The organism is Mesorhizobium sp. Cs1299R1N1 (assembly GCF_037179655.1).
In the GTDB taxonomy this organism is placed as follows: Bacteria; Pseudomonadota; Alphaproteobacteria; order Rhizobiales; family Rhizobiaceae; genus Mesorhizobium; species Mesorhizobium salmacidum.
Window position 1 is genome coordinate 59,305 of sequence record NZ_JAPYKR010000001.1, and the last position, 20,823, is coordinate 80,127.

A 20,823-nucleotide genomic window follows, 5' to 3' on the forward strand; every position below is an offset into this window, starting at 1 on the left:
TAAGGTAACGGCAACCGACAATGGCCGCTTTCGTCACGGAAGCAGACATTCGTGAATGATCTAACCACGCGCGTTTACGGTTCCCGCTGTAGGCCCGGCGCAAGGTCGGCTTTCTAGCCCGTTATCGCGAAAGGGAACTGTCTCCTTTCGGCCCCGTTGCCGCCATGAACAAGTCTAGGCAGCACATATCTCGTCTAGTCGAATTTTGCCTGGTACCGCTCCTGCGGCGCCAGCCAGCCTTCGATGAAATCCAGCGGATCGACGCTTTCCATCATTGCTCTCGCGAGGGCCAGACGCTCCTCCTGGCGCTTTCGGCGATCTTCGTCGTCCGTAGTGTTCAACCGCTTTTCGGCGTCCACGAAAAAACGCTCTATTGTCATCGCCCTGCCCCACCTTGCAATTATATCCGCAAGCTGCTGCTGGCTATCGGCTAGTGCCTGAGCCACCTTGCGGGCGTCCTCCTGCTTTAGATAGCGCTCCCATTCCTCCTCTCTTTCTTTCTTCCTCGCCGCCGCCGCCACATCCTCGGCGTCCATAAGGCGCTGAACAGTGCCCCTGGACGCCTTCAACGTTTCCACGATTTTTGGGATCAGAGCGCCAAGCGCTTCCTGCTCGGTCTCTTGCCAACTGACAGACCAGTCGACGCCCTTTTTCGGCGAGTAGGCAATGACGCGAAAGCGTCCGCAGGGCACGTCCTGCTCCCTTGTCCAGGAATGCGTTAGCTGCCAAGGCTTGGCGGATAGGATGAGCCTGCTGTCCTCCCGATGGTATTCGCCATCTAAGTATCGCACCGTCGCTCTTTCGGTCATTTCGGTGATGGCGAGCCCGATCGGCACCGTGTCAACATAGAGGACGGTAGGTCGATCCGAAGCCCAGATGCTCCCGGAGTGATAGTGCCCGTATTTGCGATCCTTGCTCTCCACCTCCTGTTCCTTGATGCGGATGCGATCAAGGTCGTCGGCGGCCGGCGCGATTTGAACGCCGTATCCCTTTTCGTCCAGCGCGAGATAGAGATCGTTGGCGATCGAGAGTGCGCGAAGCAACTGGGTCTCTGAGGAAATCAGATCCGGCAGATTCTCTTGTAGGGCCTGAGGAACTCGCCCTGTTTAACGTCGCGTGTTTTTCGCATGTGCTCTTCAACGCCGAAGAGCAGCCGATGGCGCACCGGACGATGGGGCTTCGCGGCAGGTCTGGCCTTGCGAACAGAGCCTTCCTTCACGGTTCTCTTTCGTCGAGGCTTTGGGGTCGACGACGTTAGCTCGATCAGTTCGTCCGATGCCGCGGGCAGCGGCGGCAAGTCTACCGGCAGCCCGAGCAATTTACGGGTCCAATATCCCGACCCAGGATAGGGAACCTGATATCGCTTACATGCGGCTGCCAGCGCCGAGCCGGAAAGTCCTAGCTCTGGAGCGACTTTGCTGAGAGGCCTCTCGCAGACCCGATTGTAAAGCTCAAGGCGTGTCAGTTGCACGGCGAATGGTTCTCAATTCGATCGAGGCCGATATGGCACTACCAGCAGCGGCTGATGATGCCCTTCGCTCGTCATCCGCCTATCAGCGGTTTGGATAACTTTTAAGACATCGTGGCGCCGGCTTATCCATTCATGGTAGCCGGTCCAACGTTTGCACCTTGGGCGATCGAGGTCGCAGACTGCCGGTCAAAGATGCCATGTCGACAAGGGTGCAGGCCGCCCTCATGACAACGCGGCAGCCATCCAGGGCCTAACCTCGCGGCAGTGCGGAACCACTTCCAAATATCCGTGGACAGTCGCAATCGCCGATTGAGAAGCACATTGTAAATTGTTGAGCCAAAACAATTGTTTCGCATCGGAGCGCACATTGCGGCAAAACTTCACAATGTGCCGAGGGTGCATAAAATCCTAACAAAAACAACCAGCCGACCGCAGCACAATGTGCGCCCTTTTATCTTGCCATCTTAACCGGACGTATTTTGCGAGACTTGTTTGCCATTCGTCGTTCCTCTTCTAAGCTACGATAATACACTATTCTATGCTCCATGCCACGATTCCGTATTCTGGCGTCGAGTCACGAGGCGCCGTGCAGTCTTCCGCGCTCTGCGACGTGGTGTTCCGACTGCGTTCGTGGAGCGTTGAACCGTCGTGGCGCACTTTTCCATCGGACTGACGGAGCATCGTCACAGGCAATCGAGCGTGGTCCGGCCGTCTCGCGATCGGCACGGCCGCAGGCAGGATAACGTGCGTTCCGTCGTTTCTGTCTGCATCGGCCCTCATCCGCCGGGGCGGATCCCTGGTGTCCGATGGCGCCCGTCACCGCACGGGCGCCATGCGTTTGAACTGCGCTCGCACCGCTCATCGATGCGCTCCCAGCAGCTTGCGGGCCTTGCCCTGCGCGCGCTACGCGACGTCGACTTGGCTTGCTGCGGCATCGCCGACGTACCATCGCTCGACATAGCGTGCATGATCACCGCCAGATTGCGCCATCGCCACGCAGGCCTTGCGGTGGCAGGAGCGTTTGGCGATCTCCCAGCCCCAGCTCTTGACCTTGTCCCTGCCCTTGAAGCGCGTCATCAAAGTGGACGTCGCTTCGTGGAGTGCGCGCCGCACATCCGCGTCGCCGGCCTTCGAGATCCGTCCCTGGATGTCGATCGTGGAGCCGGATTGCTAGCGCCGCGACATCAGCCCGAAGTAGGCCGCGACATCACGCGAACGGCCGAAGCGCGACGGATCGTCGATCGCGGTCATGAAGGAGAGCGCGGTCACCGGGCCGACGCCGGGGATGGCCAAGAAGTGCCGGCAAGCCTCATTGCGGGCGACGATCTTCACGACCATATCATGCAGCCGGCAATACTCTCGCCATAGCGCCGCGCGCGCCGACAGCATCGCGTCCATCAGCTCGACCGATAGCGGATCGTCCGCCACAGCCTGGCGCACCGCCTGCTCGAATACTGCGCGACCGATCTTGCCCAGGCGGATGCCGAACGACTTCAGCGAGTGGCGGATGGCGTTCTCTAGGTCGAGGAATTTGACCTTCAGATTGCGCCGGTTGGTTAGCAGAAGCCGCGTCCGGTAGCAGCTTTCCGAGTTAATGCGGGCCTCGCGAAATCAGCCCGTAGGTGTCAAACTGGCAAAGCCCAGCGCATCGGCCTTGTCGGTTACGGTGACGAGACGAACAGGATATAACGTTATTGGGAGCAACTGGTCGAGGAAAGCCTCACCGTCATGAAACCGATGAACGAAGAGCATCTTGCGGTTCTACGCAGGCACATGGTCGAGATGATTGCGATCCATGCCGACCTTGCAAGCGAAGAACTCGGCAAGGCAACGCTCGATGAGCGGGTGATGGCATCGATGCGGCGGGTCCCGCGACATCTCTTCGTGCCCGCTGCGGTCGCGTCTTATGCCTACCAGGACATGCCGCTGCCGATTGGCTTCAATAAGACCGTGTCGCAGCCCTTCATGGTCGCTCTGATGACCGATCTCCTTACTCCCCAAGCGCACGAAACGGTGCTCGAGATCGGGACCGGCCTGGGCTATCAATCCGCCATCCTCGCGGAACTCGCAGGACAAGTTTGGAGCGTCGAAATCATCGAGGAATTCGCAAGCCATGCCGAGGCTCTGCTGCAGGGCCTTGGCTTCTCGAATGTCGCTATTCGTGTCGGAGACGGGTCTCGCGGCTGGCCCGAGCACGCCCCATTCGACAAGATTCTGGTTAGCGTGGCGGCTGAGCGGACGCCGCCCGCTTTACTGAATCAGCTCAAGCCAGGGGGACGCCTTGTTCTGCCTTTGGCGTCTGAAGAAGTACAGTTTCTGAGTATCATCGACAAGGATGCTGCTGGGCAACTCGAGACTCGGAAACTCATCCCGGTTCGGTTCAGCCGGCTTGAAACCATCTAACGAGGTGCGCACAATTGCCGCGACTTCACTTTTTACGACCGTCAGCCGGATGCCGGCAGCTGCGCACTCTTCTCGTCGCAATCCTCCGGCTGTCAAACTCGATCCTCGTAGACCTCAATTGGGAGACCATCGGGGTCTGCCACGAAAGTAAACGGACGGCCTGTGTGTGGGTCTATGCGGATAGGCTCAACTTCGACACCTCGTGCCCGAAGCAACCGGGCTGTCGCCTCTACCGAGTCCACCGAGAATGCTACATGTCGTAGCCCGCATGCCTCAGGCCTGGTCGGCCGGCTGGGCGGCATGGGAAAACTGAACAATTTGATCTGGACGGGACCATGCCGCAAGTCGCACTTCCAAGATTGCTTTTCGGCGCGCCAATTTTCGTCGACGATGACGAAATCGAGTTTATTGTAGAACTGCTTCGACAGCTCGTAGTCACTGCAGATGATTGCAATATGATGGATTCCTAGAAGCATCGATCTAACCCCACATGAGCATGGACAAGCCTGACGCCGCAGCTAGGAAGTCAGCCAGCCCTTTAGGATGACAGATAACGAGCCCTGCCCCAAATGAGGCGGAAAGTGGACTGACGGTTCCGGACCACCCTCATGCCCCGGCTGGCATATTTAGTTCCGGAACATTTTAGCTAAATTGAATGTTATAATGATTACAATGATCAAGCTCTCCGATCTTGGCTCATTTGAACCTCACCTCAACGGCAAGATCGCCGACCATGAAAGCGAGTATTTCTACCGCTGCCCCCTGTGCGGCCAGATGGTGGATGAACGGGACACGCGGCAAGTGGTCTGGCATTCTTTCTCGGAGCACAAGCGGCTGATAGTTGATGGTGATGCACCTCACTTGCCATAGGATAACCCGCCAAAAAGGCTCGCTGCCCCAATTGACCAGACGTCGGGCGCAGCTACCAGGCAGCAATATTAGGAGCGAACCGTAATCTCGACAGGCAATGGTGAACGCTGATTTTGCAGCGAAGCCGATGCCCGATCAGCGGAGTGGCGAAAGGCGCGGCAGTGCCGGCCTCCTTGCTCTTGTGAGGCTGCAATTGCCCGATTTTGGCTCCTTTCACGTCCAGCAATCATGGATGTCCTAGGAATAAGCGGTCGAGTGCCGGTTCCCATCAGTCTAGCTCAGCACCAAGCCTGCAACCAACACGACAAACCCGATAGAAAACGGGACCGCCAAAAGCCAACCAGCCTCCAAAGCGCTATTTTCTGGGCGATTCATAAGAGCCTCCTGACGCTGTCCCTTGTAAAGAAGCCCTAGGGAGCCTTTCGGTTCCCCTAATCTTCTCCCTTAGCGGTCGCTAAACCCCATTAGACTCCGCACGCAACGGAAGCATCCTCTCGCCGGGGAGAAGGGACATGGCGAGTGTCCAAGATGATCAGGGCGAAAACCAAGCTGACCGCTGGCGAAGACGCCAGCGCGCGTTGGCAGCCCCCCGCATTGCCGTCCCTGTACACACGCAAAAAGATTGTCCACTCACCGTCAGCTTCCTGGCGCCGACGACATGCCCCTCGCCTGGGAAGAATGGGGGAAGCTTTCGAATCGTTACAAGAGCAGCGCGCAAGGGCGCGTCGATATTGATATGACAAGGTGCGCGTCAGGCCGACTTTTTCAAAGCCTGGCTGGACGCCAATTCGGAGGTCGCTTCGGTCCAAGCAGATCTACGCCCAAGAGCTGCTTGATGCGCGCATCGGCTGTGCGCGCAGATCCTGTTGGCGATGTCAAGAGTTTCCGCCTGTTAGCGTTGAACCCTGGGGCCTTCAACTAGCTTTATTCAAGTAGGCGATTTGACGGACCTTCTCAGTGAGTCTCCGTCCGCTGAGCGAGGCTCTCGCCAGCGGAGGGCGGTGACGGAACTCTACGACCCTGAACCGATCCACGAGGCCCGAGGCGCTGGCCAGGGCGATAATCGCCACGGTTGAAAAGCTGACATATAATGGCTGATGCCCGCCCGGCTGCGAATCTTAACGGATCGTTGACCGCGCTGTCCTATTCTGAGACAGCGCGGTCAGATCCCAACCGGACTGCGCAGGCGGCTCCGGCAACCCAGCGACCCATCGCACAGTCGGAGCCGCCACCACACTCCGGAACAAATACCAGCAATGGTTGAATCAACCGTTACTGAAGTTGTTGAAACTAGAATTAACGGCTATTCCGCTCCGCCAGGTGGCGCGCGCGGTCTGAAAAGCGGGGCCATCCGCTGGTAGGAATGGAGCGACGAGAAAATTAGAGCCGAACAGCCCAGGTTGTTTGGGCCGATTGAAGCCTTCATTGCCGCCAATCGAACGTCATCCGCCTGGGCGGCAATCCAGAACATCTATGCAATCTCGTCAGGTGAATGGATCCGGTCGTGCGATCTAGGCCGTTCGCAGCGAAGGGCTGGCGCCCTCCTAGTCTCACTGCTGGCGACGATAACGGTGTCGGTTCCCCTCGCTCTTGCGAACTACCCCTACATCGAGCGGCTGGGCAATGGCTGGGGCGCGGCCATGGGCGCCCGACCGGTTCCTACAAACTCGCCCGCCAAAGCACACCGACAGTCGCGGCCACCGGCGTTCGTCGCCGGGTTCTTGAGGCGGACCTGAATATTGGTCCAGCTCACCGACGGAACGTCGGCTGCGCCAGGTCCCCGAGCAGGGAAACCGACACGCTGCGCGGCGTGTCCGACAAGCCATGTGCGATGTTGGCCGCATCGGTGACCGTGCCGGGCTAGTACTTTAGGGGACCTGTGCCGACATTTTTGAGAGGATTCGGAAGTCCCCTACCCTAATTCGGTAGCTTACGACCCCGACCTGCCTTTGGTAGCTTGATGATCTGCCTAAGGGTTCGCCTGGCGTGTTGGCGCGGGGCGCCCGGGTTTACGCCGACTGACGCTACAGCATCTCACCTGCGCGGTCGACGCCATGGAGGATTCGCAATGGATCACGGGCGGAGATCCGACTCGGCTTCCGCGCCCCTCGGCCACTGTCCTGACCGGGTATACACGATCGCTGCCTTGTTTCATGACGACCGTCAACAGCAGGACGACCGCAAACAGTCGAGAGCCGCCCCGCTGCGCCTCATTCCGTTTTGCCTCATGATGTTGCTTGGATGTGCAGCAGTCGGCCTCGCTCCGCCAGCAACGAAACCTCCTGTCGCTCCTACCCAAATCGCGCCGCCGGAGGGCGTACCGTCGGCATCTGCTGCGGCGGAACAAGCCCTGGGGTGGGAGCGGTCTTGGGTCGACGCGTTGAGGCGTGGTCTGACCGCCGCTCGAATGGAAAGCGAGGCAACTCGCGCCGAAGCGCTTGCCTCGCAAGTCCGGGCTAAGGGGGAGCATGACCAGGCTGAACGCGAACGCGCAGCCAATGAACAGCGCTTCCTCGCGCTGCACAAGGATATCGATCCACTCAAGACCGGCAGTGCGCATGAGGAAAATCTGCCCCGCGAATCGGCGGCGGCTCGCCAGGAACTGGCTGCCACGCGGCGCGTTACAGAAAACACAAGTGCGCCGTCGCCCGCGGTCGCCGACCCGATGAACCAGCCGCAACCTGCCCTTGAAGCGCAGCGGCAAAAAGCCGAGGGGCTTGCGCGCGACCTGGCGCAGGCGCGCCTGAATGCCGAGGCCGTTGCGGCACGCGATACCGCGGAAAGGTCTCTGGCCGAGGCCAGGCAGACGCTTGAAGGGGAGCGGCGGAAAGTCGGGCTCCTGGAGCGTGATATCGCCGGGGCCCGTCAGTCCATCGAAGCGCTGAAGGCGACCGCGAAGCTGGCAGCAACAACGCAGGCCGGCGCCATTCGGGGCAGCCAGCTTGCTGAAGTTGCTGCAAGGCAGGCTGGCGAGGCGTTCGCACAGGAACGCGAAAGAGCAAACGCGCTGGCGAGTGATCTTGAAACTGCTCGGCGGGAACGCGACGCAGCAAAGGAGGAATTGACCCGGATGTTGAGGGCGTTCAACGAGGCGGCGGATCAGGAGTGCAAAAAAAACCATTGACCTGACACGCGACCTCGCTTCGGCCCGCAAGGACATCAACGCCCTCAAGCGCTGGGTTGAGCGCTGCACCTCGCATATCGAAAACGCGGCAAAGGCACCCCCCGCCGATCGCGCAGGCGCACATGCGCCCCGGCGCAGATCGCTTAACCAGGGGCAGCAGGAAGTCGGCAAGGCGGAAGTGCCCAAGTCGCGGGTCGCTCGCCTGACGACGATCACGCTGCCAGACGCGCTGCTTCCCACGCGACCCCCGATTGAGGGGTTCAGTCAATGACAGCGGGGGATGGAGGATTGCGATGAGCAGACACGTCGCGGCCGTTTTATCGATTGTAATCGCGACTCAGCCTGCCATGGCTATTGAGGCAGGAGTTGGTACCAAGGCCGGCAATGTCGGCGTTGGTACCAGTGTGGGCGTCGGCCAGAACGGGGCGTCAACCGGTCTTGGCGCGAGCATCGGTAGCGTCGGGGCCGACGCCGGAGTTTCGGTCGGAACAGGCGACGGCTCAGTAGGCGCAAGTGTTAGAGCCAGCGGCCAACTCAGTGGGCAAGGCGCCTCGTCCGAAAGTGCCCCAGCAGGCGCTCCTTCAGGCAATACCCCTGGTCATCCCGCCGCCAGGACCGCCACGACCGCCCCGGCCGCCCCGGCCGCAGGCGTGCCACAATTCCTCCCCCTGCCACGCATCCTCCAGCCTTATGGCGGGGGTGGTCGCTCATCGGCCGTGACGGCAATCGAAGCAATACCGGGCACGCCGAGTGCAATTGTTCGCGCCTGCCGTAAGGCGATTGCGTCGGCCGCCTTCCCGTTCGGCGTCGTGAGTATACATGCGACGAGCGCAGGTTCCGTACACCGTCTGAGCCGAGGCGCGGTCTCGGCCCCGATAGCAGTTCGCATACATTATAAAAGGCAAGGTGGCACCGAGACCCGGCAGGCGCGGATCAGATGTCACCTCGACGCAACGGGTAAAGTGATCAGGCTGACATAGGTGTTCTGCCTTGTGCTTCGCTTGCACCTAGGGCGACAGAGTTCGCCGATATTGAGACCTCAGACCGACGCCCCGGCTTGATGCGCGCCAATGGCCCGAGAAAAATCTCGCCGAACCCTTGAGCTTGGCGGTGAAACTAGGCGTTCCCGATACCGTCAGGCTGGTGACGCCTTATAAATCATTGACGCGGAAGACGTCGCTGATGGACAAGGCCACATAGAAAGCCGCCATCAAGCGGGACGTCTCACCCGCCTGGAAATGGCCCGCAATAGGTCCGCTTCGTCCGTGGTCCCGGCATCGAAAACCTGGAGCACTTCGCTAGCCAAGGATTCCCGCTGTTCCCTGTCTTTTTTGGCTAGACGGCGCTCGCTACACAGCCGATCAAACACCCGCTGGAGCTTGTCCAGATCAGCGTGCCAGTGGACACCACTGTTGCTCGACCAAGGCATTGCCGCCGCCCTCGGCGCGGGTTTGATAAGACACCATTGAGGCAGCAGGAACCCGCTCCAGAACTCTACACGGAGCGGGTTCCTATTCCCATTCCTGACCACAGCGCGGGCTCAGGCAAGCGCTGCTGCGGCCAATGGAATTGCTGAAAGGATGTTCCCTGCCACGGCGGGAACGCAAGTAACTCTTCCGGATAGCACCACCGCCGAATGGAGGAACGCTTCGGCACGAACAGAGTTGCCGACTGCTGGCGGGCGGCTCCGGCAAACCCAGCCCACCCACTGTCGGGGCCGCCGTGCTCATTAGCTTACGAGCCTATTCAGGCAGGCCGGGATCGTGATGCAGATCGCATCGAGAACCCGTTTGATAGAGACTGTCCACCTCATCTCAATTGAGGGCTTTAGGAGCGGCTTCGCTGATCTAGCCGTTGCTCGGGGGCGAGCCGTCGTCCCTGAGGGGTTCGAGCGGCCGTCGCAACGTCCCGCTCCCGCCGCCCCATTCACGGCAGCGGCGGGCGTCCCTTGGGATGAACCAAGGGTTGCCCGGGGCGGGTGACCCAGGCTGATAGGAGGATGCAATTTCGGTGCCGAGTGAACCGTGCCGCCATGAAACGCCAGCTGGCGGCGCGCTTCTATCTGTGCCCCGGAAGAGGCGCAAATGGTTGTGACCTTTCGCAGCGACATTGCCGAAAGGGTCAAACTTCCGATGGGAAAAAGAGTAAAAGATGATCTTCCTGGGTCCCGGGTGATCGATCCTCCTTTCAAGATGAAGAGCTGTTTTTCTGTTCCTTTTTATTCGTTTGTTGAGCTTCCCGTTGTGCCTTCAAACGAGCCGTCTTTGCCGCGCGCTGAGCCCGCTCCTCATCCTGGAGTTCCTTCGACACCCGGTCTGACTCGGCGCGTACCTTCACCATGTCCCGTACTTTTCGAGCCATCTCGCCACCTCCGCTGCCATAAAGCCGTCAGGCCGGCCTCTGGTTCCGGATCCTCGAGCAAACGCCTGGGATTGCGCCACGCCGTTTAAAGCTTTTGGCAGCTCGCTTGAGCAGCCCCTCAGCGGCCGAGAACCCCCAAACCATTTTAAGTACCGCATACGGCGATCCTAGCCACTCTTCTCGCGCGCTTCCGCTTCGAGCTAGGACCAAATTCCTTGCCGATGCCGACCATGTCCATGACGGTCCGCCCCGACACTGGCGTGCGGCTGGGCGGTGAAGCGGATCGACGCGAAGGAAATCCACTCCCGCTGACGAGGGCTCCAGCGTCCGACCGTTACCTATCGGTCCGATGAACCCTTTCTGACGACATAGTGGTTAGGCTATGCAAATCCGTGACTGCTTCATCGTATTGTCGGGAGTCGTGATCATCCGCGCGGCGGTATAGTCTAGCCGGCGCCCGGCGGCCCTTGGATGGACGCCGCCAAACACCGTCACCAGACGGCCTGCGGCTCCGCTGAAAGCCGATAAAGCCCACTACTCGGAATCGGCGTGCCACATGTGCGCTGACTGGGTTCAGCCGTGATTGTCGAGTTGCATAGCTCAGCTGACGGCCTTTTTGCCGAAGTTATCAAAAAATTGACATAAATTAGTAATCGCTAATACAGAATACAACCCTATTTTATGTGGCAATAGGACATGTGCTGAGAGTTCGAGCCGGGTACATCCGGTTCGACCTCAATAAGGGGTTGAGATTGCGAAGGCGCGCAGCTGTTGCCGGACTTAAGCCGAAGACGGCGGCGCCGCAGAGGATCGGGGCTCACTCGGGGCATTGCTTGCGTGCTTTGCTTCAGGCCCGTTCTTTCTCTAGGTGCCAGTGATGGACGATGGTGAGCGGGCTCATACTGAACCGGAGACGAGTTCCTGGACCGGCCGCAACAGGCGCCTCGATCCATCCCGCCTGCCGGAGACGGTGAGCTATACCACGCGCGACAACTATGGCGACGTGACCTTCACGCTCAATCAGCGTGGTGTGGTGGTCCGCCGCACGCAGGATTTAAACAGCGTGCCGGCAACCATTGCCCTTCCGGCCAAGGCTTTCCGCGGCGTGGCCGCCTGCGCGATGGAGGATCCGGATGGAAAATTCACAGCGGAGCTCAAGCTTCTGCACAATGATCCGATGCTGATGGTGCCGCTGCTGGTGTCCGACGACCTCGAACTTGTTGCCGCCGACTGGCGTGCCTGGGCCGAGGCCTACCGACTGCCTATGCTTCTGCTTGGCGCCGACGGCATTGCCCGAACGCTTGAGGAAACGCTCGGTCCGAACGTCAACGCGCTCTCACCCCAGCGACCGCAACATGCGCTGCGTCTCGACCAAGCGCCTAGGCTTTCCAAGGCTGGCCTGATGAACAAACTGACGTCGCTGGAGCATATCAGTCGATTGGTGGATCGGAAGTGATGTGACACGTGTCTCGTGCTCATTTGGTCTGCAGGGTCGATCGAGCTAGGGAACGCGTAGTTGTCGATCCTCCTACCGCCTCGAGCGAGTTAGCAAGGCGCTCTTCCCTCGCGAAAAGGGCATATCGCGCAGGGCAACCCCAAGTTCGACATCGCGCCGCGCAGGGCACCCCAGTGGTCAGCGTCACGGGAATCGGTCGGGTTCTACGCAACGTCCGCCGATTGCGCGCGTTCTTCTAACTGGAGAGCGATGGGCGATCTCACTACCACCCTTATCGGCTGAACCCGATTGGAGGCGACTAGCATGTCCAAATTCAAAGATGCCCTTGAACGCGGCAAGGAAGCTCACCATCGGCAAAAGGAGCGTGCGGATGTGGTCGCGCCAACGGCGGATTTCGGGGCAGAAGCCAGGGTTTGGCTAAACGATGTTGTGCTTACATCGTTAGAGGCGGCCAAGGATGAGGTGGCGAGAGATGTGACCATTCAGATAGACACCAAGCCGCACCGGCAAGTCAAAGCGTTAGCGCCCTCTGTTCGGTTTCAAATCTACACGGCGGGAGGATTGGGGAAGGGTGCCAGGAGAACGTTCACGATCAGCGTTCCGATTAGTGGGGAGGTGTCAGTTTCTGCACCCGGCATGGTGGCGGAGGCGGTGGGAAACATAGGGGAAAGATCTGGCGAAAGGTTCCGCAACTGGCTTGCCAAATTGATTGAGGACACCGCCAAGGGGGGCATTTAGCATGATTTTCTAAGCGGCGGGATCGCTGCTGTTGAGGCTGCAAAGGCGGATCAGCCATCCTCCGTCGGGCTGGCGTTCAAAAATGTTGAGCGATGTCCTATTGCCAGTGGCTTGCCCTTCGGAATAGGTGGCCAGACATCATGCTGATTGATGGGGAGGCATGACCGCCACTCCACGCGGGTTCTAACCCTTTCAGTGCCAGAAGAAGCCTAGTCCCGACTTTGCGCCTCCATTCCGTCGTACCGTGCAACCGAGATGGAAGTCGTGCTCGTTCGCGAGTTCGGCGATTAGGACCGTGGCGACAGCTGCACTCCGCCACAAATAGCGCGCTCCATGCAAATTGCCGCGGCGCACGGGCAATGCTTGTTGGGGTGTCTACCAACTACTGGGCGCCGGGCGCCCATTCGGGCAGCGGTGCGAGGCTGCGGTTGAACTGCTTCCACCACATGGACTCATCCATCTCGCAGCAGGCACGAAGCATGGCGTGGGCCTTCTCGAAAGCCTGGGTAGCGAGATTGTCGAACGTCATCTGCGCGTCGTACGGCACGGATACCACCAGTTCCTGACCGGTCTGTGCGCCGCCTTCGTCGACCTGAAGATAGAGCCAAACGATAAAATGCGCGCTGTGGCCGCTCGCATCCGCATTGCCGATCTTGATGCGGTCGATACCTGCTGCGGTGACTTTCATGCTGGCCCTCTTCGTTCGAATTTACAATGAACCGAGAAGTCCTCAGCAACTAACAAGGTTCCGTAACTGTTGTTCCTATGGTGAAGTATTGATGAAGAGCTGTTAGGTCGTGGATCCATAGATCGGGGAAGCGGGCATGAGCGCTCCAGCCCTGCAGGCGAACCCTGCAAACCATGTTGTCATCATTGAATTGGGTGAGAACGATTGCGCTTATATCGACATCGATCACACGCAAGCGAACCTCGATCAGATGCTGAATATCCTCGCCCCCAGGCGCGTTCCAGTGCTGGAACCGCGGCTTATGGCTATTGCTCGTCTACCCTCGCTGCTGGGTACGGGGCCGACTAGTTGTCGCCCGACCGGCAACAGACGTGGCGGCGCCGACAGACAAATCGCGCGGCGGAATGAAGGGATGATTGAATTTCTCGATATGGGATGCACCACCGATCGGCTGACCCCTTAGTTCGTTCGGATGCTTTGTACGAGTTGCCTTAAAGAGCGCATAAACCCTTAGCCGGCGAGACGACGCGGCCCCCCGCTAATCTCGTCGGTTAGGCTCGGCGTCCTGGCAACCTCTCCTTCTTGGATGCCAAGCCGGCATGCGCTACCTGGGCAAGCGCTGGCTATTGCTTATCCCGGAAATCGAGCAGCTTGGCGTGGCGGAGCTTCTCCTCGCCCTTCAGGAACCGCACGCGGCCAACGAGACCGGGTTTCAGCCACTCCGCCTTGTCGCTCTTGAGCCCTTTCGGGGCCGGCCCGCCCACCTTCCCCTGCACCCGGTCCCATAGGCGCTGGCGCTTGTCGGCCTTGAAAGTGACGAAGGCGCCGCCGGCGTAACGGCCCTTGTCAGCCATGAGCACCATGGCCGGCTTGCCGGCCTCTCGCTGCACGCCAGTGATGTCCATCTCCTTTTCGGCATAGCACTTGATCTTGCGCCAGGTCATCGTCGGGCCGCTGCGATAGACGCTGTCCTTGCGCTTCGACACCATGCCTTCAAGGCCGGCCTGGTCCACCAGGTGATAGACGGCCGCGCCCGTGCCCGGCATCGCTTCGCTGAACTGGATTCGCCCGCCGGCCGGAAGCAACTCCTGCAGGATCTCGCGACGGTCTTCTATCGGCATATTGCGCAGATCGTGTCCCGTGAGGTGGAGCAGGTCGAACGCGACCAGATACAGGTCACGCGAGGGCTTGCGGCTGGTGACGGCTGATTGCAGCACGTGGAAGTCGGACAGTCCCGCCTCGTTAATCGTAATCGCCTCGCCATCGATGATGAAGCTTTCCGCCTCGATCGCCGCGGCTTCCCCGGCGAGTTGGATGTAGCGGCCCGTCCAGTCGTAGCCGTTCTTGGTGATCAGCCCAATCCCGTCTTCGTCCTTGATAACCTGGGTTCGGTAGCCGTCGAATTTGATCTCATGGAGCCAGTCATCGCCCTGCGGTGGCGTGTCGACCAGTTCCGGCTCCATCGGCTTGATGAATTTCAGACGCATGCACCGACTCGCGAGGCACGCGATTCAATCAGCTTTAGCTAAAATAGTTCCGGAACTGCAAACTGGACGCGCGATGCAACAGAGAGCTCGCCGCCCCCCTCGTACTAAACGACGTTGAATCCCTTTGGGCCTAGGAGAATTGAAATCGTAATGTTATGATTTTGCCGGGTTCGAGCGCGCTGACACTGACTTGGTGGATTGGATTAGGCGCTAACCACCCGCATACAGCTTAAGGTCGAAGGAACAAACGGCACACCTTTTGGTTGGACGCCCATGACGCTCTTTTATTTCGACGTCGATGACAACGGAACCATCTTCCACGACGATGAAGGCACAGAGTGTCCGGACGTTGCCGCCGTCAGATATGAAGCGACTATGGCTCTCGCAGAGATGACGAAGGATGCGCTTCCAAACGGCGATCACCACGAGATGGTGATTGTCGTGCGCGATGACGGCGGCGATTTGGTCTTGCGAGCGAGCATCGTTTTCAACGTCGAGGCGGAACGGGCCTCATCTCCATCGCGATCTTCCCCAGATAGTCACGCCTGACCCAGTAGCTCGTGTGACCGTCGTCCTGTCTTGCCACCGCGCGGCTGACCTGTGGGTTGCCTGGCGGGCGCGACAGGCTGAACGGCATCATGGAAAGTATCCCAATTGAGGGCTAGATTTAGGAGCCGCTTCGCTGATCTGGCCGTGGCTGGGGGACTGTCGTCTCTGGACGGTTGGGAGCCTCCCGGCCTACGCCGCCGGACCGTCTGGACGACGCAAAAAGCCGCCGGCCGGAACCAGCGGGCAAGGTTCCATTCTGGAATCGCTGTAATCACGCAAGTCAACGAATGGCCACAGCGTTGGTTGCGGAGGGATTGACCATACAGACGGCGAAGCTAAGTCCTGAACTGTCGTGCGCTGGAGTCGTTCGTGCCCTCTGCTCGCCTTATCCTGGAATACCTTGCTTGCCATTTTGGCCATGATCGCATTGGCGATATGGCTCCTGGTCCGCAATTGGACAACCGATATTATGAGCTGATCCGCTCAGCATAGGTCACGGGGGTCCTTATAACCCGCCGCCCCATTCACGGCAGCGGCGGGCGTCCCGAGGTCCCTAGGATGGATCAAAGGACTTGCCCGGGGCGGGTGACCCAGGCTCAGGAGCTAGGCCGCGGCAGTAGGCGGCCTGTTCCCGAACTTTTATGCTCGGCACATGTTCCAGGGACCAAAAACGGCCCGCCGAAGGATTCACAGCGAATCCGTTTCGATCTATGCTTTAAGGTTGGAACACGCGCTTGACGATCTCGCTCGCAGTCTGAAAGCCCCGCAAACCAGCCTGCGGGACCGCTACGGCGCGTTCGCCCTTCAGCTGCTCATCAATGCCTCGCCATTGGCTTGGGAATCTCTGTAGGCCGTGCGCTCGCCGGTTAGGTTGGCCCGCCTTGCCATGCTTATTTGGTATTCGAGATAGCGTACCGAAGGGTTATTTGCGTCGTTTCTAATATAAGCCCACGATAAGCTCGCCGGGAGGATTTCCGGCATGACCCGGCTGCCGTAAGGTCCCCCAAGACCCCCCGTGGCAGCCGGGTCGCCTCTTCATGGCCGCAACGTCGATCGGTTCAGCGAGACCTCCCCTATGCCTGGCTATCGTCCGGCTCTCCGGTTATCTGGCTAACCGCCACTTCCGAAAGTTTGTGGTCCGCCAGCTGTTGAATGAACCATCGGGCATGCTCGCCCCATTCGGCAGGCGAGACATTGTTTTCGCGGACAGACTTCATGAACGCCTCGCGAAGCGCGTCGAGATCGAAGATGGAAGCGGGCTGGCTGTCCTTACCTGGCATATCCTCAAGGCCAAACGTGATCCTTCTTCAACAGCCTGCTAGGGATGAAAAGAGCAGGGAGAGTTATTTGGTTAGCGGTTGCCGGTCCTAGTTTAGCCGCAGCCCTGACGTTCCACATAACCGCTTTGCCTACCCGCGAGCATTTGTCCGCCGGCAAGACAGGCGCGCTCAGCGGCGGAACAATCTGGATTCTGCGGTGTTTGGTTCTCGGAATGCCGGAAGCGGGTGCACCGAATTGGGTGAACGATATAAGTGGACCGGATCGATGAGGGTTGCCCAAGTCGCACCGTTAACAGAAAGCGTTCCCCCAAAACTCTATGGTGGTACCGAGCGGATCGTGTCGTACCTTGCCGAGGAGCTTGTCCGTCGTGGTCATGAGGTCACGCTTTTCGCAAGTGGAGATTCGCATACCGCAGCGGAGCTCATAAAATGCTGCGACCGGGCCTTGAGGCTTGATCCGACCGTTCTGGATCCCATTCCTCATCACATTGTAATGCTCGATCGCGTTCGGCGGGTTGCCGACGAGTTTGACGTTGTTCATTTTCACACTGATCTGCTGCAGTTCCCACTGCTCAACACCCTCCAAACTCCTGCGCTCACGACCCTTCATGGACGACTTGATCTTCCTGACCTGCATCCGTTCTATCAAAGCTTTTCCGACGTGCCGCTGGTATCGATCTCGGATGAACAACGTCGCCCGATGCCGCCCGTCAATTGGGTCGGGACAGTCTATAACGGGCTGCCGCGCGATCTACTGCCGATGACGACGCATCCCTCGGGTGATTATCTGGCGTTTCTCGGCCGTATTTCTCCGGAAAAAGGTCCAGAGACAGCGATCGAGATCGCCACGCGCGCTGGCATGACATTGAAGATCGCGGCCAAAATCGACAAGCAGGACAGGCTATTTTGGGAGAGCGTAATCTCACCCATGATCGCCACGCATCCCAACGTGGAATTCCTCGGCGAAATAGATGAACATCACAAGGCCCATTTCCTCGGCAACGCTCGGGCACTGCTTTTCCCTATAAACTGGCCCGAACCCTTTGGGTTGGTGATGATCGAAGCCATGGCATGCGGTACCCCCGTAATCGCGTTTGATCGAGGCGCAGTGCCCGAGGTGATTGACCATGGCGTCTCGGGATTTGTCGTAAAAACTGTCGACGAGGGAATTGAGGCGATAAAGTCAGTCGGCAATTTGGATCGGCAACGGATCCGGGCTATTTTCGAAGAACGGTTCTCGGCCGAGCGTATGGCAACCGACTATGTGTCGATTTATGATCGCCTTGTCGCACTATCGTCAGGCGGTGTGACGGCTCTCGCCAGGGGCGCTCAACTGTCAGCTTGAAGCTAGAGGTCTCAGCGATGCAATCCGTGAGTGCTGAAGCGATCTCCCATGCACCTTTTCCCGGGGGGGCTGGCGTTACGCATCTTGCCCAGCTCTTCGTCCCCTCACTGCAGGAGCGCCGGCCCCGAACACTCAAGCATGACGATATTTTCGGCGTTTTCGACCGTAACGGCGACGTCCTCTCCGGACCTGGTAGCCCAGACGGGATTTACTATCGCGACACACGCTATCTTTCGCATCTTGGTCTGACGGTCAATGGCGCCAGGCCTATGCTGCTCAGTTCGACATTGCGCGACGACAATGCGACCTTGACTTGCGATTTAACCAATCCAGACATTTTCGATGCTGAAGGCGTTCGTGTGCTGAAGCACGACTTGATTCATCTCCGGCGGACGCGACTACTGTGGGACGCCCGATGTTTCGAGCGGCTGGCTGTACGAAATTTCGATGAAGTTCCGCATCGTCTCCAGCTTGAACTGGTTTTCGCATCCGACTTTGCGGATCTGTTCGAAGTCCGGGGCACGCCGCGCCCCCAGCGCGGACAGGATTGTCAGCCGGACGTGGCCGGTAACCGGGTCGCGCTTGCTTACGTGGGCTTGGATGGCGTGCGGCGCACTACCATTTTGTCCTTCGATCCCGAGCCGGCGACGCTCACCGGTGAACAGGCGACCTTCGTGATCGAACTCGCACCTCACGAGACGCGTTCGCTCTTCCTTCATGTCGGCTGTGACAACGAGGAAATCGGCGACCCGTCGCCTCGCCGGACCTTTTTCATTGCACTTCGCGATGCGCGGCGGGCGCTGCGCTATTCCACATCAAAGGCCGCCGCCATAACAACCTCCAACGAAATCTTTGATGAGGCGGTGCACCGAAGTGTGGCGGACCTCTACATGCTGATCACACAAACGCCTGAGGGACCCTATCCGTATGCTGGCATTCCATGGTTCAGCACCGTGTTCGGGCGCGACGCTCTCATTACTGCCATGGAGATGCTTTGGCTCGACCCGTCGATAGCACGCGGCGTGCTCCTTTATCTCGCAGCCAATCAGGCAACCGCCGTCGATCATGTGTCGGACGCGGAACCTGGCAAAATCCTTCATGAAGTGCGGCATGGCGAAATGGCGATGCTTCAGGAGGTGCCGTTCCGCCGATATTATGGCAGCGTCGACTCAACGCCCCTCTTTATCATGTTGGCAGGTGCCTATCTGGAGAGGACAAGCGATCTCGACACGTTGCAGCGTCTGATGCCCAATATCGAAGCTGCTCTCGCCTGGATCGACGATTACGGTGACCGCGACAAAGACGGCTTCGTTGAGTACCAGCGATTGACGCCCGATGGTTTGGCAAACCAGGGTTGGAAGGACAGTAGCGATTCTGTTTTTCACGCGGATGGAACGCTTGCGAAGGGAGCGATCGCACTCGCCGAGGTGCAGGCGTACGTTTACGGAGCGTGGTGCGCGGCCGCTGCGATCTCTCGTCGGCTCGGCAATTCGGCCCGAGCCAACAAGCTCGAAGCCAAGGCATCAGACCTCCGCGACCGCTTCGACATCTGCTTTTTCGACGAGCAACTCGGAACGTATGTGCTTGCGCTCGACGGAGACAAGCGCCCCTGCAGGGTGCGTTCGTCAAATGCCGGTCATACACTTTTCACCGGTCTCGCGCGTGCCGAGCGAGCAAAGCGTGTAGTGCAGAGTCTCACGGAGCGCGCCTTCTTTACGGGCTGGGGTATCAGAACCGTCGCTGCGACAGAGGCCCGCTACAATCCAATGAGCTATCATAATGGCTCTGTCTGGCCGCATGATAACGCGCTTATCGCCGCCGGCTTCGCTCGCTATGGCTTCCGACATGAAGCTGCTAGGATATTCGAAGGTCTGTTCGCCGCCTCGACATATCTTGATCTGCGCCGCTTGCCAGAACTATTCTGCGGCTTCCCGCGCCAAAGTGCCCAAGCACCGACCTTCTATCCGGTCGCATGCAATCCCCAGGCGTGGGCGGCCGCCGCGCCCTTGCTTTTCGTCCAAGCTTGCCTCGGCCTCGAGTTCGATCCGAAATCGCAGTTTGTCGTTTTTGACGCCCCTGTCTTGCCGAGATTCCTGGACCAAATCGTCCTGAGGCGGCTTTCTCTGGGTGCCGCGTCGGTGGACGTGGCGCTCCGTCGTACCGGGTCCCAGGTGGTCGTGGACGTTCTCGGCCGCACTGGATCGATCAGAGTCGTGGCGAAGAGCTGACCAGCCGGCATCTCATCAGGCTGGCTGGGTCTCCGCCGGCACTGTCCGGATGGGCTCGATCGTAACATTTAAGCGGTCTTATGTAGCAAACGCACCTTGGTGCGTTTGCTACATAAGACCGAAGATTTGCGCCGAATAATAGACCCAGACCAGCACCACCATCAGCGCGCCGGCCGCGCCATAGGAGGTGGCGATGGCGCTTGTGCCGATGTACCAGCCGATCAGCGACTTGCCGATGGTGAACAGCAGCGCCGTGACCACCGCTCCGATCGCGACATCACGCCATTTGAGCCTGCGGTCGGGCAGGACTTTGTAGATCGCGGCGAAGAGCAGCGCTATCAGCACGAAGGAAACGACCGTGTTGATGGCGCTGACGATGAATTTCTCCGAACGGCAGGCTGCGGTTGATCAACTCGCCGAGCGCGGCGATCGCCGTGCTCGCCGCGAGCGACACCAGGAGCAGGAAGCCGAGCGCGGCCACAAGACCGAGACTCGCCGCCCTCGCCCGCACCAGCCGCGATAGCGACACGCCGTCGGGCTTCACCTTCCAGATCTTATTGAGCGACTGCTGCATCTCGCCGAAGACGCCGGACGCGGTGACGAAGAGCGTCACCAGCCCGATGAGGGTGGCCAAAGTGCCCGACCAGCGGTGCGACGCGGTTTCGATCGTGGCCTTGAGAAGGTCGGCGCTCTGCGGGCCCATGACGCCGGATATCTCGGCCGACAGCGCCAGCTGGGCGGCAGTTGCCGATGACGATACCGGCGATCGCCACGACGATCAGAAGGATCGGGGCCAGCGAGGTGGTGACGTAAAAGGCCATCG

At 59.4% G+C, this 20,823-nt stretch carries 18 protein-coding genes and 1 pseudogene; 9 read left to right on the top strand and 10 right to left on the bottom strand.

The window, feature by feature from the left end:
* Window positions 1–194 precede the first annotated feature (194 nt).
* The 3 genes and pseudogenes from O7A70_RS00315 to O7A70_RS00325 all read right to left on the bottom strand — a co-directional run.
* Complete coding sequence (locus O7A70_RS00315; RefSeq protein ID WP_337138471.1) at window positions 195–1,043, bottom strand: hypothetical protein; 849 nt, start codon at window positions 1,041–1,043, stop codon at window positions 195–197.
* A 17-nt stretch (window positions 1,044–1,060) separates the two neighbouring features.
* A complete protein-coding gene (locus tag O7A70_RS00320; protein WP_337138473.1) occupies window positions 1,061–1,318 on the bottom strand; it encodes a hypothetical protein in 258 nt (85 codons plus the stop codon).
* 1,094 nt (window positions 1,319–2,412) lie between these two features.
* Window positions 2,413–3,133, bottom strand: a pseudogene (locus O7A70_RS00325) (IS110 family transposase); the annotation flags it as partial.
* Between the two features lie 66 nt (window positions 3,134–3,199).
* Between O7A70_RS00325 and O7A70_RS00330 the strand changes: the two are divergent.
* On the top strand, window positions 3,200–3,874 hold the full coding sequence (locus tag O7A70_RS00330) for a protein-L-isoaspartate(D-aspartate) O-methyltransferase (protein WP_337138475.1): 675 nt from the start codon (window positions 3,200–3,202) through the stop codon (window positions 3,872–3,874).
* Window positions 3,875–3,966: 92 nt separating this feature from the next.
* On the opposite strand, the gene gloA2 is transcribed toward O7A70_RS00330, so the two are convergent.
* Complete coding sequence (gene gloA2 / locus O7A70_RS00335; protein ID WP_337138477.1) at window positions 3,967–4,350, bottom strand: SMU1112c/YaeR family gloxylase I-like metalloprotein; 384 nt, start codon at window positions 4,348–4,350, stop codon at window positions 3,967–3,969.
* 196 nt (window positions 4,351–4,546) lie between these two features.
* Here gloA2 and O7A70_RS00340 point away from each other — a divergent pair, with 196 nt between their 5' ends.
* Both O7A70_RS00340 and O7A70_RS00345 read left to right on the top strand, forming a co-directional pair.
* On the top strand, window positions 4,547–4,744 hold the full coding sequence (locus O7A70_RS00340; protein ID WP_337138478.1) for a hypothetical protein: 198 nt from the start codon (window positions 4,547–4,549) through the stop codon (window positions 4,742–4,744).
* 2,146 nt (window positions 4,745–6,890) lie between these two features.
* Window positions 6,891–7,868 (top strand): hypothetical protein, encoded by a 978-nt coding sequence (locus O7A70_RS00345; RefSeq protein WP_337138479.1) that lies wholly within the window; start codon window positions 6,891–6,893, stop codon window positions 7,866–7,868.
* Between the two features lie 2,187 nt (window positions 7,869–10,055).
* Here O7A70_RS00345 and O7A70_RS00350 read toward each other — a convergent pair.
* Entirely contained in the window at window positions 10,056–10,229 is a 174-nt protein-coding gene (locus O7A70_RS00350) for a hypothetical protein (protein WP_337138481.1), read from the bottom strand.
* Window positions 10,230–11,106: 877 nt separating this feature from the next.
* Here O7A70_RS00350 and O7A70_RS00355 point away from each other — a divergent pair.
* Together O7A70_RS00355 and O7A70_RS00360 are read left to right on the top strand one after the other, a co-directional pair.
* The gene (locus O7A70_RS00355; RefSeq protein WP_337138483.1) at window positions 11,107–11,685 is read left to right on the top strand and encodes a DUF6101 family protein; all 579 of its coding nucleotides are present in this window, start codon (window positions 11,107–11,109) and stop codon (window positions 11,683–11,685) included.
* Window positions 11,686–11,988: 303 nt separating this feature from the next.
* On the top strand, window positions 11,989–12,423 hold the full coding sequence (locus O7A70_RS00360; protein ID WP_337138485.1) for a hypothetical protein: 435 nt from the start codon (window positions 11,989–11,991) through the stop codon (window positions 12,421–12,423).
* A 382-nt stretch (window positions 12,424–12,805) separates the two neighbouring features.
* Here O7A70_RS00360 and O7A70_RS00365 read toward each other — a convergent pair whose 3' ends face one another.
* Window positions 12,806–13,111 carry a hypothetical protein gene (locus O7A70_RS00365; RefSeq protein ID WP_337138487.1) on the bottom strand — a complete coding sequence of 102 codons (306 nt, stop codon included), beginning with the start codon at window positions 13,109–13,111 and terminating at the stop codon, window positions 12,806–12,808.
* Window positions 13,112–13,247: 136 nt separating this feature from the next.
* Here O7A70_RS00365 and O7A70_RS00370 point away from each other — a divergent pair, with 136 nt between their 5' ends.
* A complete protein-coding gene (locus O7A70_RS00370) occupies window positions 13,248–13,574 on the top strand; it encodes a hypothetical protein (RefSeq protein WP_337138488.1) in 327 nt (108 codons plus the stop codon).
* A gap of 160 nt (window positions 13,575–13,734) precedes the next feature.
* Here the strand turns inward: O7A70_RS00370 and O7A70_RS00375 are convergent, their stop codons facing one another.
* Window positions 13,735–14,598, bottom strand: a complete 864-nt coding sequence (locus tag O7A70_RS00375) for an ATP-dependent DNA ligase (RefSeq protein ID WP_337138489.1) — start codon at window positions 14,596–14,598, stop codon at window positions 13,735–13,737.
* A gap of 273 nt (window positions 14,599–14,871) precedes the next feature.
* Between O7A70_RS00375 and O7A70_RS00380 the strand changes: the two genes are divergently transcribed.
* Window positions 14,872–15,147, top strand: a complete 276-nt coding sequence (locus tag O7A70_RS00380; protein WP_337138490.1) for a DUF6894 family protein — start codon at window positions 14,872–14,874, stop codon at window positions 15,145–15,147.
* A 1,073-nt stretch (window positions 15,148–16,220) separates the two neighbouring features.
* Here the strand turns inward: O7A70_RS00380 and O7A70_RS00385 are convergent.
* Window positions 16,221–16,364, bottom strand: coding sequence for a hypothetical protein (locus O7A70_RS00385; protein WP_337138491.1), 144 nt, complete (start codon window positions 16,362–16,364; stop codon window positions 16,221–16,223).
* A 328-nt stretch (window positions 16,365–16,692) separates the two neighbouring features.
* On the opposite strand from O7A70_RS00385, the gene O7A70_RS00390 reads away from it, so the two are divergent.
* Window positions 16,693–17,772 carry a glycosyltransferase family 4 protein gene (locus O7A70_RS00390; RefSeq protein ID WP_337138492.1) on the top strand — a complete coding sequence of 360 codons (1,080 nt, stop codon included), beginning with the start codon at window positions 16,693–16,695 and terminating at the stop codon, window positions 17,770–17,772.
* 17 nt (window positions 17,773–17,789) lie between these two features.
* Window positions 17,790–20,000 (top strand): amylo-alpha-1,6-glucosidase, encoded by a 2,211-nt coding sequence (locus O7A70_RS00395; protein ID WP_337138494.1) that lies wholly within the window; start codon window positions 17,790–17,792, stop codon window positions 19,998–20,000.
* Window positions 20,001–20,108: 108 nt separating this feature from the next.
* Here the strand turns inward: O7A70_RS00395 and O7A70_RS00400 are convergent, their stop codons facing one another.
* Window positions 20,109–20,345, bottom strand: coding sequence for a YhjD/YihY/BrkB family envelope integrity protein (locus O7A70_RS00400; RefSeq protein ID WP_337138496.1), 237 nt, complete (start codon window positions 20,343–20,345; stop codon window positions 20,109–20,111).
* Entirely contained in the window at window positions 20,278–20,703 is a 426-nt protein-coding gene (locus O7A70_RS00405) for a YhjD/YihY/BrkB family envelope integrity protein (protein WP_337138497.1), read from the bottom strand. Before O7A70_RS00405 ends, O7A70_RS00400 begins: the two co-directional genes overlap by 68 nt.
* Window positions 20,704–20,823 lie beyond the last annotated feature (120 nt).

What these genes read in the sequence shown, in the direction of transcription:
- O7A70_RS00330 (WP_337138475.1), top strand. Translation starts at nt 3,200, where the DNA reads ATGAAACCGATGAACGAAGAGCATCTTGCGGTTCTACGCAGGCACATG.
- gloA2 (WP_337138477.1), bottom strand. Translation starts at nt 4,350, where the DNA reads ATGCTTCTAGGAATCCATCATATTGCAATCATCTGCAGTGACTACGAG.
- O7A70_RS00340 (WP_337138478.1), top strand. Translation starts at nt 4,547, where the DNA reads ATGATCAAGCTCTCCGATCTTGGCTCATTTGAACCTCACCTCAACGGC.
- O7A70_RS00350 (WP_337138481.1), bottom strand. Translation starts at nt 10,229, where the DNA reads ATGGCTCGAAAAGTACGGGACATGGTGAAGGTACGCGCCGAGTCAGAC.
- O7A70_RS00355 (WP_337138483.1), top strand. Translation starts at nt 11,107, where the DNA reads ATGGACGATGGTGAGCGGGCTCATACTGAACCGGAGACGAGTTCCTGG.
- O7A70_RS00360 (WP_337138485.1), top strand. Translation starts at nt 11,989, where the DNA reads ATGTCCAAATTCAAAGATGCCCTTGAACGCGGCAAGGAAGCTCACCAT.
- O7A70_RS00365 (WP_337138487.1), bottom strand. Translation starts at nt 13,111, where the DNA reads ATGAAAGTCACCGCAGCAGGTATCGACCGCATCAAGATCGGCAATGCG.
- O7A70_RS00370 (WP_337138488.1), top strand. Translation starts at nt 13,248, where the DNA reads ATGAGCGCTCCAGCCCTGCAGGCGAACCCTGCAAACCATGTTGTCATC.
- O7A70_RS00375 (WP_337138489.1), bottom strand. Translation starts at nt 14,598, where the DNA reads ATGCGTCTGAAATTCATCAAGCCGATGGAGCCGGAACTGGTCGACACG.
- O7A70_RS00380 (WP_337138490.1), top strand. Translation starts at nt 14,872, where the DNA reads ATGACGCTCTTTTATTTCGACGTCGATGACAACGGAACCATCTTCCAC.
- O7A70_RS00385 (WP_337138491.1), bottom strand. Translation starts at nt 16,364, where the DNA reads ATGAAGTCTGTCCGCGAAAACAATGTCTCGCCTGCCGAATGGGGCGAG.
- O7A70_RS00390 (WP_337138492.1), top strand. Translation starts at nt 16,693, where the DNA reads ATGAGGGTTGCCCAAGTCGCACCGTTAACAGAAAGCGTTCCCCCAAAA.
- O7A70_RS00395 (WP_337138494.1), top strand. Translation starts at nt 17,790, where the DNA reads ATGCAATCCGTGAGTGCTGAAGCGATCTCCCATGCACCTTTTCCCGGG.
- O7A70_RS00405 (WP_337138497.1), bottom strand. Translation starts at nt 20,703, where the DNA reads ATGGGCCCGCAGAGCGCCGACCTTCTCAAGGCCACGATCGAAACCGCG.